The 12,223-nt window shown below is 66.3% G+C and carries 14 protein-coding genes; 6 read left to right on the top strand and 8 right to left on the bottom strand.

The features are described 5' to 3' along the window. Positions 1 to 301: 301 nt before the first annotated feature. From purD to cobT, 3 genes are all read right to left on the bottom strand, one after another. Positions 302 to 1,597: a phosphoribosylamine--glycine ligase gene (gene purD / locus ACM9LZ_RS00325; RefSeq protein WP_416617340.1), complete on the bottom strand. Its 1,296-nt coding sequence runs from the start codon at positions 1,595 to 1,597 to the stop codon at positions 302 to 304. Positions 1,598 to 1,669: 72 nt separating this feature from the next. Then, positions 1,670 to 2,779 carry a threonine aldolase family protein gene (locus ACM9LZ_RS00320; RefSeq protein ID WP_416617339.1) on the bottom strand — a complete coding sequence of 370 codons (1,110 nt, stop codon included), beginning with the start codon at positions 2,777 to 2,779 and terminating at the stop codon, positions 1,670 to 1,672. 18 nt (positions 2,780 to 2,797) lie between these two features. After that, positions 2,798 to 3,874: a nicotinate-nucleotide--dimethylbenzimidazole phosphoribosyltransferase gene (gene cobT / locus ACM9LZ_RS00315; protein ID WP_416617338.1), complete on the bottom strand. Its 1,077-nt coding sequence runs from the start codon at positions 3,872 to 3,874 to the stop codon at positions 2,798 to 2,800. Here cobT and cobS point away from each other — a divergent pair. The 3 genes from cobS (at position 3,863) to ACM9LZ_RS00300 (ending at position 6,145) form a co-directional block, all read left to right on the top strand. Further along, a complete protein-coding gene (gene cobS, locus ACM9LZ_RS00310; protein ID WP_416617337.1) occupies positions 3,863 to 4,786 on the top strand; it encodes an adenosylcobinamide-GDP ribazoletransferase in 924 nt (307 codons plus the stop codon). The genes cobT and cobS overlap by 12 nt on opposite strands. Continuing rightward, a complete protein-coding gene (locus tag ACM9LZ_RS00305; protein ID WP_416617336.1) occupies positions 4,783 to 5,403 on the top strand; it encodes a histidine phosphatase family protein in 621 nt (206 codons plus the stop codon). Before cobS ends, ACM9LZ_RS00305 begins: the two co-directional genes overlap by 4 nt. A 67-nt stretch (positions 5,404 to 5,470) precedes the next feature. Further along, positions 5,471 to 6,145, top strand: a complete 675-nt coding sequence (locus tag ACM9LZ_RS00300; RefSeq protein WP_416617335.1) for a lipid-binding SYLF domain-containing protein — start codon at positions 5,471 to 5,473, stop codon at positions 6,143 to 6,145. A gap of 96 nt (positions 6,146 to 6,241) precedes the next feature. Here the strand turns inward: ACM9LZ_RS00300 and ACM9LZ_RS00295 are convergent, their stop codons facing one another. Both ACM9LZ_RS00295 and ACM9LZ_RS00290 read right to left on the bottom strand, forming a co-directional pair. After that, positions 6,242 to 7,207, bottom strand: coding sequence for a hypothetical protein (locus ACM9LZ_RS00295; RefSeq protein ID WP_416617334.1), 966 nt, complete (start codon positions 7,205 to 7,207; stop codon positions 6,242 to 6,244). Positions 7,208 to 7,490: 283 nt separating this feature from the next. Then, positions 7,491 to 8,225 (bottom strand): hypothetical protein, encoded by a 735-nt coding sequence (locus ACM9LZ_RS00290; protein WP_416617333.1) that lies wholly within the window; start codon positions 8,223 to 8,225, stop codon positions 7,491 to 7,493. A gap of 171 nt (positions 8,226 to 8,396) precedes the next feature. Here ACM9LZ_RS00290 and ACM9LZ_RS00285 point away from each other — a divergent pair, with 171 nt between their 5' ends. Together ACM9LZ_RS00285 and ACM9LZ_RS00280 are read left to right on the top strand one after the other, a co-directional pair. After that, entirely contained in the window at positions 8,397 to 9,032 is a 636-nt protein-coding gene (locus ACM9LZ_RS00285) for a DsbA family oxidoreductase (protein ID WP_416617332.1), read from the top strand. Positions 9,033 to 9,112: 80 nt separating this feature from the next. Continuing rightward, entirely contained in the window at positions 9,113 to 9,466 is a 354-nt protein-coding gene (locus ACM9LZ_RS00280; RefSeq protein ID WP_416617331.1) for an ArsC family reductase, read from the top strand. A 53-nt stretch (positions 9,467 to 9,519) separates the two neighbouring features. Here ACM9LZ_RS00280 and ACM9LZ_RS00275 read toward each other — a convergent pair whose 3' ends face one another. Then, positions 9,520 to 9,939: an NUDIX domain-containing protein gene (locus ACM9LZ_RS00275; protein WP_416617330.1), complete on the bottom strand. Its 420-nt coding sequence runs from the start codon at positions 9,937 to 9,939 to the stop codon at positions 9,520 to 9,522. Positions 9,940 to 10,002: 63 nt separating this feature from the next. Beyond that, positions 10,003 to 10,473, bottom strand: coding sequence for an Lrp/AsnC family transcriptional regulator (locus ACM9LZ_RS00270; protein ID WP_416617328.1), 471 nt, complete (start codon positions 10,471 to 10,473; stop codon positions 10,003 to 10,005). Between the two features lie 129 nt (positions 10,474 to 10,602). On the opposite strand from ACM9LZ_RS00270, the gene ald reads away from it, so the two are divergent. Next, complete coding sequence (ald, locus tag ACM9LZ_RS00265; protein ID WP_416617327.1) at positions 10,603 to 11,712, top strand: alanine dehydrogenase; 1,110 nt, start codon at positions 10,603 to 10,605, stop codon at positions 11,710 to 11,712. A 128-nt stretch (positions 11,713 to 11,840) separates the two neighbouring features. Here the strand turns inward: ald and ACM9LZ_RS00260 are convergent, their stop codons facing one another. Further along, positions 11,841 to 12,212, bottom strand: coding sequence for a hypothetical protein (locus ACM9LZ_RS00260; protein WP_416617326.1), 372 nt, complete (start codon positions 12,210 to 12,212; stop codon positions 11,841 to 11,843). Positions 12,213 to 12,223: the final 11 nt, after the last annotated feature.

The following is a 12,223-nucleotide window of genomic DNA, read 5'->3' as shown; positions in this document are numbered from 1 at the left end:
ACGATTTTCGCCGTGAGATGATTTCTGAGCCAGGCTTGATGTGAACAAAATCAATGACTTGTAATGGGACCAGAGCTACGGGATGCTTTATTCCACAGCAGCGGAAATGACGCCTGCCCCGACCCGGCGGGTTCGATTGGCCCGGCGGGTTCGATTGGGGACCCTTTGATGGGGATCGTTCGCCGCAAGGCTTGCCGACGCCGTCACCATCCCAATATCGCAAAATGAAACCCCGCCGAAACCGGCGGGGTCGTTGTCGTTCATTCCTGGCCAGGGCCATTCCGTTCCGGGGCAGGGGGGCTCACAGCCCCCGGGCCATGGCCCGCCAGGCGATGTCGCGGCGGCAGAAACCTTCCTTCCAATCGATGCGGTCCACGGCCTCATAGGCCCTTGTCCGGGCGTCGGCCACGCGCGGGGCGATGGCGGTGACGCCGAGGACGCGGCCGCCATTGGCCAGGATGGTACCATCGGCCCCTTCCTTGGTGCCGGCGTGGAAGATTTCCACGCCATCGACCACAGCAGCGCTGTCCAGATTGCCGATGCGCGTGCCCTTCGCATAATCACCCGGATAGCCTTCGGCGGCCATGACGACGCACAGCGCGGCCTCGTCATGCCATTGCGGCTGCTGGCCCGACACGTCGCCGTTGGCGGCGGCCAGCAGCAGCGGCACCAGATCCGACTTCAGCCGGCGCATCAGCACCTGGCATTCCGGGTCCCCGAAGCGGACATTATATTCCAGCAGCTTGGGTACGGGCTGCCCATCGGGGCCGGCCACGACCATGATGCCGGCAAACAGCACGCCGATGAAGGGCTTCCCCTCGGCCGCCATGCCGCGCACTGTGGGCAGCACCATTTCTTCCATGATGCGGGCTTCCAGTGCCGGCGTCAGGACGGGGGCGGGGCTGTAGGTGCCCATGCCGCCCGTATTGGGGCCCTGGTCGCCGTCATAGGCGCGCTTGTGGTCCTGTGCGCCGGCCAGGGCCACGGCACGGACACCGTCGCAGATGGCGAAGAAGCTGGCTTCCTCCCCGTCCAGGAATTCCTCGATCACCAGCTCGGTCCCCGCATCCCCGAAGCGGCGACCCACCATGGCCTCGTCGATGGCGGCAAAGGCCTCCTCCACCGTCTGGCAGATGGTCACGCCCTTGCCGGCGGCCAGGCCGTCGGTTTTCACGACGATGGGGGCCCCCTGCCGGGCAACGAATTCCTTGGCCGCAGCCACATCGGTGAACCGGCCATAGGCGGCGGTGGGCACACCGAACCGGGCCACCGCATCCTTCATGAAACCCTTTGACCCTTCCAGGGCGGCGGCGGCGGCGGACGGCCCGAAGGTGGGGATGCCGGCTTCGCGCAGGCTGTCGGCGAGGCCCAGGACCAGCGGCTCTTCCGGCCCCACGATGGCGAAATCGATGTTCTGCGCGCGGGCAAAGGCCGTGATGCCGGCCACGTCGTTGGCTGCCAGCGGCACGCATTCGGCCACCTGTGCAATGCCGGCATTGCCGGGCGCGCAATAGAGCCGGTCGCACAGGGGCGAACGCTTGACGGCCCAGCACAGCGCATGTTCACGACCGCCGGACCCCACGACCAGAATCTTCATCGCACCCTCACTCCCTGCTGCCGGCCCCGCTGCCGGCTGGCGGCGGGTTCTTAGCATGCGGGGCCGGCCGGGTCACCCAGCCTTGGCGGATACCGCCCTTGCGGCGGCCAGCCAGGTTGCGAACCGGTCGGCAAGGGCAGACGGCGCGTGCAGCATCGCCGCCTCGCCAACCACCATTTCGGTGTAGCAATAATCCCGTACCGGCAAGGGCACAACCCGGCCGAACGCCCAAAACCGGTCGGTACGGGCCGTCATGGCCAGGATATCTGCCAGGGCGGAGGCATCCACGGGCCAGACCAGCCGGAAGGAATTGCACATCACCCGGTCTGCGGCCCGGGGTGCGTCGCGTTCGTCCAGCGCGGCGGCCAGCGCCATGGCATGGGCATGGTAATCGGCCATGCGTGGCAGGAACCGGCGCAAACCGTCCAGCCCACCCAGGATATAGGGAAAGGCGCTGTAGAGATTGCCACCCATGCGGCTGCGCCAGGGCGTCGCCATAGCCAGCAGATCGGCGGGGCCGGCGATGATGGCACCGCCCGGCGCGCCCAACCCCTTGTAAAGGCTGACATAGACGCTGTCGGCCAGGGCGGCGATTTCCGCCAGCGTGCGGCCGTACCAGGGTTGCGTCTCCCAGAGGCGGGCACCGTCCAGGTGGAAGGCGATGCCCTGATCGCGGCACCATTGGGATATGGCCACCAGTTCCGTCCAGGACGTGGCCCGGAAGCCGGCATTGCGCAGCGGCAGTTCCACGACGACGGCGGCCAGCGGCTCGTGTATTCCTTGCAGGTCGGCCAGCGTGAAAGGCGCATCGTCCGGGCCGATGCGGGCCAGCCGGATGTCGCTCAGCCGCTCCACGGCATCGGTCTCGTCGATGGCGATGTGACTTTGCGGATGGACGGCCACCAGTCGCCGGCCCGTGCGTTCCCGGTGCGCGAACAGCACGGCCTGCTGTCCCACCACCGCCTTGTGAAAGAACAGCGCTGCCGGTTTGCCCAGAAGCCCCGCCACCTGATCCTGAAGGGCGGTGACGGTGGGGCCGGCACCATATTCATCGCCGGGCAGGTCCATTTCCGGCATGGCCAGCATCCGTTCCATCCAGATGCGTGGGGTGACGGCCCCGTGTCCCTGCAGGAAGGTCTGGCATTGCGCCCGCAGGGCACGGTCGATGACGATGCCGGTCATGCCTTGGATCCCCCCGGGTCAATGCATGGCGCCGGCCGGGCGTTCACCCTTCTGGGCCACGCCCGCCTCGGCGAAGGTGGCCATGTTCAGGTGACAAGCCAGGGCGGATTTCAGCACGGGAATGGCCAGGGCCGCGCCTGAGCCCTCGCCCAGTCGCATGTCGAAATCGAACAGGGGACGCTTGTTGATGGCGGCCAGCAGGCGGGTATGGCCAGGTTCGGCGCTGCGATGGGCGACGATGCAATGGTCCAGCGCCTTCGGATCGGCCTTGTACAGCACGGCCGCCGCAGCGGTGCAGGCGAAACCGTCCAGCACGACCGGCACGCGGGCCAGCCGGCTGGCGATGATGGCCCCCATGATGGCGGCCAGTTCCTGTCCCCCCAGACAGCGCAGCGCTTCGAACGGGTCGGTCAGCGCCGACGGATTGGCGGCCAGTCCGGCTTCCACCACGGCGATCTTGCGCTTCACGCCTTCCGCATCCACGCCGGTGCCGGGGCCGACCCAATCGGATGCCGGCCCGCCGAAAAGCGCGGCGCACAAGGCGGCGGCCGATGTCGTATTGCCGATCCCCATCTCCCCCAGGCACAGCAGGTGCAGGCCCGGCTCCACGGCCATCATGCCATAGGCGGCGGCACGGGCGCAGGCCGCCTCGTTCATGGCCGGACCCTGGGTGAAATCCTGTGTGGGGTTGTCCAGGTCCATCTCATGCACGCGCAGGTCGGCATCGTGCAATTCGGCCAACTGGTTGATGGCCGCGTGACCATTGATGAAGGCCTGCACCATCTGGCCCGTGACGGCCGGGGGATAGGCTGACACGCCCTGGGCCGCGATGCCATGCGCGCCGGCGAACACTACGATGCGGGGGTGGGTCAGTTCCGGCGGCGCCTTGGCCTGCCATGTGGCCAGCCACTGCACAAGTTCCTCCAGCCGGCCCAGCGCGCCCGCCGGCTTCAGCAATGTCTGTTCGCGCTGCAGGGCGGCGGTGGCGGATTCAAGGTCGGGTCCCGGCAGTTCCGGCAGCACGCGGCGGATTTCGTCCAGGCTGGGCAGGCCGTCATCATGATGGTGATGGGAATGGTCGTGATGGCCGGACATGGCGCCTTCCTGGGTGACGTGTCTGAACATGGTTACCGGCTGGCCCTCCCGGCCGGGGCCGGAACGGTGCTGGCGGTGAAAGTCACACTGGCCTATACCGATGTCATGAGCGATGCAACAAAGCAGCACAGGCCACAGCCGCTTGCGGAATTCATGGCCGCCGTGATCTTCCTGACCCGGCTGCCCCTGCGTTGGAAGGGGGAGTGGCCGGCGGACCTGGATCGCCGTGCGCTGCCCTGGTTTCCGATCGTTGGCGGGCTGATCGGGGCCGGCGGCGGATTGTCCTTCTGGTTGCTTTGCATGACCGGCCTGTCACCGGCCCTGGCGGCCGTGGTGACCGTGGCGGCCCTGACCTGGCTGACCGGTGCCCTGCACGAGGACGGGCTGGCCGATGTGGCCGATGGCTTCGGTGGCGGCCGCGATACGGCATCGAAGCTTTCCATCATGAAGGACAGCCGCGTCGGGACCTATGGCGCCATGGCGCTGATCCTGGCGGTGCTGGCAAGGGTCGGTGTGCTGGCCACGCTGGCTGATCCCCGGACCGTCGCACTGGCCCTGATCGGGGCACACGCCTTTTCGCGTGGCCTGCTGCCGCTGATGAAGCTGGCCTTGCCCGATGCCAGGAGCCAGGGTGTCTCGGCCGGCCAGGGCCGGCCCGACCGGGCCCGCGCCCTGGTCGCCCTGCTGATCGGTTTCACCCTGGCCAGTTCGGCGCTGGGCAAGCTGAACCTTGAAAGCGGGTTGTCCAGCCTGGGGATCATGGCGGGTTCGGCCGCTGCCGTCTGGGCCCTGACGCGGCTGGCCCGCCGGCAGATCGGCGGGATCACCGGTGATGTGCTGGGGGCCGGGCAGCAAATGGCGGAAATCGCCTTCCTGCTGGGCCTGGCCGCGCTCATTCCGGTTTCGACATGACCCTTGCCGGCTTGGTCACCCGCTGGTGGTGGATACGGCATGCCCCCCTTCGGCTGCCCCCGGGCGCCATGGCGGGGCGGCTGGACGTGGATGTGGATCTTTCCGATATCGAAATGATCAATGGCGCCCGTCATCGCCTGCCTGCGGATGCTGTCTGGTTGACCAGTCCCCTGGTGCGCAGCATCCGGTCGGCTGCCGTGCTGGCCCCCGGCGTGGCGACCCGCTGCGTCGCCGACCTGACGGAGCAGGATTTCGGTCGGTGGCAGGGCCGGACGCATGCGGAGGTTTGGGAGAACGAGCGGGCGACAGCCGAACGATTCTGGCACGACCCGGCCGGCAATGCGCCACCGGACGGCGAAAGTTTCGCCGCCCTGTCCGGGCGGGTGGCGGCAGCCATCCGGCGGGAGACGGTGGCCCTTGCCGGTCGCGATGTCGTGATGGTCGGCCATGCCGGGCCCATCCGTGCCGCCCTGGCGCTGGCGCTGGGCCTGACGCCGGGGGCGGCGCTGGCCGTTGCCGTGGATCACTGGCACCTGTTCCGGTTGGACCATATGGCTATGGAGGGCGGGGGGGATGGCCAATGGCGCCTTATCGGTGCCAATATTCCGCCCTGTTAGGGCCGCTTGCCTTGGCTAGGCATTGCGGGCATGAAAAGATGGTTGCCTATAGTAAGGGAGCAGCAAGATGAAGCGTTTCGTGATGGCCCTGTTCGGCCTGACCCTGGCGGTTACCGCCCTGGTGCGTCCGGCCCAGGCCCTGACGGAACCCGAACTCATGGTTGAGCGGGCGCGGGTGACGGCCCTGACCCTGCTGACGGACCCGCAATACAAGGATTTGAAGACCCTGGTCGGCCGGGCGCGGGCCGTGCTGATCATGCCCAATGTCATCCAGGCTGGTTTTTTCATCGGCGGGGGCGGGGGCACGGGTGTCATGGTTGCCCGCGGCGATGATGGCGCCTGGAGCGGCCCGGCCTTCTACACCTTGGCAGAGGCCAGCTTCGGCCTTCAGTTCGGGGGGCAGGCATCGGAAATGATGATGGTGATCATGACGCAGAAGGGTCTGGACGCCGTGCTGGACCGCAAGGTGAAGCTGGGTGCGGATGCCAATGTCGCCATCGGTGAACTGGGCACGGGCGTGGGGGCCTCCTATGCCGTGGGCCTGTCGGCCGATATCTATGTCTATTCAAAGACCAGCGGCCTGTTCGGCGGCATGGCCATCGAAGGGTCCGTCATCGCGCCGCGGCGGGAGTTCAACGACAAGTTCTATGGCCAGCAGACCAGCCCGCGCGCCATTCTGGTCGATCGGCATTTCTACCGGCCGGAGGCGCAGGCCCTGGCCACCGCCCTGAACGCGCCGTAAATCACCTAAACCACGATAAGATCAGCAACGGCGACTGGCCCGCTGCCATCGCCTGTCGAATGACAGGGGGCGGCCGCGGGACGGTCTTTGCCATTCTCAGTTCGTATCCGCCAGGATCATGTCGATCGTGGCGGCGACCAGCGCACTCATTTCCGCTTCCGGAACGCGGGCCAGACGGGGGAAGGTCCAGCCGTCGGCCAGCAGCCGGTTCACGACCAGCCAGCCGGCGATATAGGCCTCCCGCTCCGTGCCCGTCGTGCCGGTCCCCATGGTGAAGCGGAAAACGCTGTCGCTGTCCTTGTCGGAAAGGGCGCCGCGGATGCCGCGCAGGATGGCGGGCGCCTTCGCCATCGCCTCGTCATACCAGCCGGGCCGATGGGCGACGTAATCCTCATCCTTCCGCCCTGGCCGCAATTGTTTCACGGTCATGCAGGCCAGCCCCTCGGTCAGGACGGTGACCCCGACCTCCCGCTCCCAGCCACCGGACATGACGCCCATGGCGATCTGGGCGGCGTGCGTCATTTCGTGCAGAAGCAGAAGATCACGCTGCCCGCCATCGATCTCCAGCGGGATGGCCACCATTGCGATGCCATTGCGGGCCGCGGTGAAGGCGTTGGCCTCGAATCCGCCGACGAAGGCGACGACATCCACACGGACGGGGTCGTGCCAATCAAACAGGCGCGTCACTTCCAGCAGGATGTCGAGCGGTGACGGCTTCATCCCGGCGGCGCCGGCCCGGATCGCGGGCATGGCTTCCGGATAACGGTTCCATGCTTCGTCCAGCAGCCGCCGTGCGATGGCCATCCCCTCCGGCGTCGGCGGAATGGCAGCGAAACCGTACCTTTCCTGCCACAGGGCCCAGCGTGTCTCGCCATCCAGCCCCGCTGCCGCTCCGTGGAAGTCAAGGAAGCGCGGTGACAGGTCGGTGACCTGGACCGAGACGGCCTCGCGGCTCTGCATGAGCTTGACGCTATCCACCTTTGCCGCGAGGACTGGCAGGGAGGAAGCCATCATGCCGACGGCCAGTGATGTCAGGCGCACCCATTTTTCGAACCTGTGCAATTCGTCTCCCTCCGCTTCCGTTGGCTTTCCAGAGCTTATTTCCGCTGACCAGAACCTGTTGGCTCTGATCACCGCCCTCAAATGCCGGCGCCAACATCCGTTGGCTTGGCGACGCCGCACGAGCGGCGCTGTGGCAGTCGCCGCCGGATCGGTTTGCAGTCCAAGGAAAGCCGTTCCAGTTCGGCAGCAAACGGCATCGGGGCCGGCGCTTCAAGGCCAGTTGGGGATTGTTGCGGGGGGCCAGAGGGGGCATGGAGGTGCCAGTGCGCCGGAATGGAATGGGTCAGGCCACCGCGCTGTGCCGGGCTGGCGGCAGGGCTGCGGCCATGGCCTCCACATCCGCCCGGCGCAGCAGCGGGTAACGTCGGCGCACCAGCCGCGTCAGTTCCGCCATGTCCCACCGGCCCCCGGCCTGGGGGCCGACATGCAGGGCCAGATAGTCGGCGGCCGGCATCGTGCCTTCCAGGGCCAGCAGCAGGATACGGCGCAGCAGTTCGGCCGACGGCCTTTCGCCATCCTGTTCCTCCCCCTTCTCCAGAAGGAAGCGGCATTGCTGCGCCAGGTGCGAAAGCCTTTCCTGCCGGCGATCCACCAGCCATTGCCGCGCCAGGTCAGACACCTCCGTCAGGCCTGTCACATCGCATAAGCCCCGGCATTGCCGCGCCAGATGATGCAGCATGTCCGCGGCGCGCGCCATGTCGCCATCCAGTTCGAAGATCACCGGTGTATCGCGGCGCCTATCCAGTTCACACAGGACCAGAGGGTGCAGCGATGCCTGGTCGGTCATCGTGAACCAGACCTGTTCCAGCCATGCCAGCGTGCCGTCCAGCCTCTTGTCGCCCTGGGGCGCGCGGATCACCTGATCGATCAGCACCCGTTCATCCAGCAGGTCCTCGGCCGGCGGAATGGTTGCCGGCAGGTGTCGGGCCAGCACGGGATCAGGGTCGTGCGCGAGGTTGACCGCCAGAAGGATCGTGGCATGGCTGACGAAACAGGCGGCCACCTGCGGCGCGATCATGCCTTTCTGCCCCATCCGTTATCCGCCCCTCGGATGTCATGAAACTGTCACGTGCATCATGATCGCCGGCGGCGGGTGGCGCAAGTTATCTCCCATGCGCATGGCCATCCCCCCTCGCCGGGGGCGGCCTTGTATCCTATGCTGGGCCATCTGGAAGGGGCGGTTATCCCGATGCTGATCGAAATCTATTCCGACCTTGTCTGTCCCTGGTGTTTTCTGGGCACCGTCCGGCTGGATCGTGCGTTGGCGGAAAGGCCGGGCGTGCGCGTGGACATCCGCTGGATGCCGTTCCAGTTGAACCCCGACCTGCCGCCATCCGGCATGTCCCGCGACCTGTATTTCACGGCGAAGTTCGGTGGCGTCGAGCGGGCGCGGCAGATGAGTGCCGTGGTTGAACAGGCGGCGGCGCGCGATGGCCTGTCCCTGCGCCTGGATCTGGTCAAGCGCATACCCAGCACTTTGCAGGCCCACCGGCTGGTCCGCTTTGCCGAGCGGTTCGGCAAGGCGACGAACCTTACCCTGGCCCTGTTCCATGCGCATTTCCAGCAGGGCAGGGACATTGGCGACAGGGATGAACTGCGCGTCATCGCCAGCGAAAACGGGCTGGATGGTGATGCCGTCGCCGATTATCTGGCAGGTGACGGCGATGTCGCCGCCGTGCGCGGCAGCGACAGCCAGGCGCGGCAACTCGGGGTGCAGGCCGTTCCCTGCTATATCTTCGACCGGCGCTATGCCCTGTCCGGCGCCCAGGAACACACGGCCTTTCTACCCATGCTCGATCTGGCCAGGGACGAACTGGCGGGGTAGGAGAGGGCGCGCAGCCGGCGGGCCCGGAAGCCCCGTGCCGGCAATCCCGTACAGCAATGAACCAGACAGGAAGAAGACCCATGCCGGGCGACGTCACGATCTATGGCATCAAGAACTGCGACACGATGAAGAAGGCCCGGACCTGGCTGGACGCCCGGGGGGTCGCCTACCGCTTTCATGATTACAAGCAGTCGGGCATCGATCATGAACGGCTGTCGGCCTGGGCATCGCAGGTCGGGTGGGAGGTTCTGCTGAACCGCGCCGGCACGACCTTCCGCAAGCTGCCCGACGCCGCCCGGCAGGATATCGATCAGGCAAAGGCCATCGCGCTGATGCTGGACCAGCCCAGCATGATCAAGCGCCCGGTGTTGGATTTGGGCGACGGCCGGCTGCTGGTGGGCTTCAAGCCTGACCAGTACGAACAGGCGTTCTGATATCACCTTGCGATGAGTAGAACTCATCGCAAAATAGTATGAGTTGCGCGGATTCAGTCGTCGTGACCGGCCGTCCCGTCATCGCGGGCCGCCGCCACCGCCACGCGCGTGGACAGCGTGAGCGGCCCGGGCAGGGCATCCGGATGGAACCAGCCCCAGTCCGCCAGCGCATCGGGTTCCATCACGCGGGGCGCCCCCCGGATGATCCGCGCCCGGTGGACGGGGTTGACCCAGTGGCTGGGGCCTGCCGGGTCGATCTGGTCGACGACGCACAGAAGGCCGGTCAACGCGATATCAACGTCCAGTTCTTCCCGGATTTCCCGCACGATCGTGTCGGGCACCCGTTCCAGGAAATCCACCTTGCCACCCGGCAGCCCCCAATGGTCGGCCTCCGGCTTCCGGCGGCGCCTGACCAGCAGCAGGCGTCCCTGATCATCCTGGATGAAGGCGCCACAGCCGACGCGGATTTGCATATCGTTACCTACTGTTTCCATGGTGCATTGGTTCGGGGGGGGCAGGGTTGCGGCAGGCCGTTTCTATCGCATCGGCACGGTGGTCCGCTTGGCCACCGTGCGCAGGGTGAAGCTGGATCGCACCCGCGCCACACCGGGCAGCCGGGTCAGCGTCTGCGTGTGCAGCCGTTCATAATCGCTGCCGTCGGCCACGACGACACGCAGCATGAAATCCGCATCCCCCGCCATCAGATAGCATTCCATCACCTCCGGGCATTCCATCACCTTGGCCTCGAAGGCGCGCAAGTCCTGGTCCTGCTGCCGGTCCAGCGTGATCTGCACGAAAACGGATGTGCCGCGCCCCAGGGCGGCCGGGCTGACCAGGGCGACATAACCTTCGATCACCCCTTCATCCTCAAGTTTCTTCAACCGGCGATGGCAGGCCGACGGGGACAGCCCGACCCGGTCGGCCAGGTCCGCGACGGAGACGCGACCATCGGCCTGTACCTCGATTAAAATCCGACGATCAATGGCATCCAGGTCGGCTGGCCGCATATTCCACCGTGTATCAGGAAAATCATGCAAGAAACGTCGAAATAGGGCCATGCCGGCACCGGTCTTTGCAAGGACATTCACCGGCCCTCGGGCGTATTCTTTTTTCACGTCCGAACAGGGAGAATAACCATGCTCATCGGTGTTCCCAAAGAGATCAAGAATCACGAATATCGCGTCGGGCTGATCCCCGGCAATGTGCGTCAGCTCGTGGTACACGGCCATCAGGTGATCGTGCAGAAGGATGCCGGTGCCGCCATCGGGTTGAGCGATGACCAGTATGTCGCCGCGGGTGCCAGCATCGTCGACACGGCAGAGGAGATATTCGCCCGCGCCGACATGGTCGTGAAGGTCAAGGAGCCGCAGCCAGGCGAATGCAGGATGCTGCGCCCCGGTCAGGTGCTGTTCACCTATCTGCACCTCGCCCCCGATCCGGAACAGACCAAGCTGTTGCAGGCGTCGGGTGCGATCTGCATCGCTTATGAAACCGTGACCGACCGCAATGGCGGACTGCCCCTGCTGGCGCCCATGTCGGAGGTGGCCGGGCGCATGTCCATCCAGGCCGGCGCGCATTGCCTGGAGAAATCCTATGGCGGCATCGGCATTCTGCTGGGCGGCGTGCCCGGCACGCCCCCGGCCAAGGTTGCCATCATCGGTGGCGGCGTGGTCGGCACCAATGCCGCCCGTATGGCCATGGGCCTGGAAGCCCATGTCACGGTGCTGGACAAGTCCCTGGACCGGTTGCGCCAGCTGGACCAGCAGTTCGGGCGCCGCCTGAACACCGTCTATGCCAATGTGGACACGATCGAGCAGGCCGTGCTGGAGGCCGATCTGGTGATCGGCGCCGTGCTGGTGCCGGGTGCGGAGGCGCCGAAGGTGGTCAGCCGCGATCTGGTCGCGCGGATGAAGCAGGGTGCCGTGCTGGTGGATGTCGCCATCGACCAGGGCGGTTGTTTCGAGACCAGCCACGCCACCACCCATGCCGACCCCACCTATGTCGTGGATGGCGTGATCCATTATTGCGTGGCCAACATGCCGGGCGCTGTCGCCCGTACATCCACCTTCGCGCTGAACAACGCGACGGCCCCCTTCGTGCTGGCTCTGGCCGACAAGGGCTGGGTGCAGGCACTGAAGGATGATGTGCATCTGCGCAACGGGCTGAACGTGGCCAAGGGCGAACTGACCCATGCCGGCATCGCGCATTTGGGCCGGGTCGTGTCAGCTGAAAGCGTGCTGGGCTGACGCGGAAGAAGGGTGGCCCCTTGGGCGCCCTTTGCCGATAAAGAAAAAAGGCCGGGTCCTGTCGCGGGACCCGGCCTTTACATTCCCCCCGGTGGATCGATGGGGAAAGGAGATTGATTGGGAAAGGATCAGGAATTGTCCGCCACCTGCATCGGCAGGCGCGCGGCGCGCAGGGCGGAGGCATATTGCGTGCGGGCGGCGTGCAGTGCGTAGCTGGAACGGCTCAGCCGTGCGGCGATCACTTCCTGCTCGCTCTGGCTCAGGGCCGCGCGGTTGCGGTTCAGTTCGCCATAGAGGCAGTTCTGGTAGGCGTCGGTACGGCCGGCGAAGCTTTCCACGGCCCTTGCATGGTCTGTCAGTGACAGGCTGCCGGGAGTAGCCAGCGGCGCAACGCAGGCGCGGTCGATACGGGCGGCCAGATCATCGGCCGGGGCGGCCTGGGCCGGAATGGAAAGGGCGGTCGCCAGAAGAATGGCGCCGAGTGTCAGTATCGATCTCATCGCTTTTCTCT

It is taken from the genome of Niveispirillum fermenti, assembly GCF_048066175.1.
GTDB classification, from domain to species: Bacteria; Pseudomonadota; Alphaproteobacteria; order Azospirillales; family Azospirillaceae; genus Niveispirillum; species Niveispirillum fermenti.
This window is presented reverse-complemented; position numbering and strand designations above follow the sequence as displayed.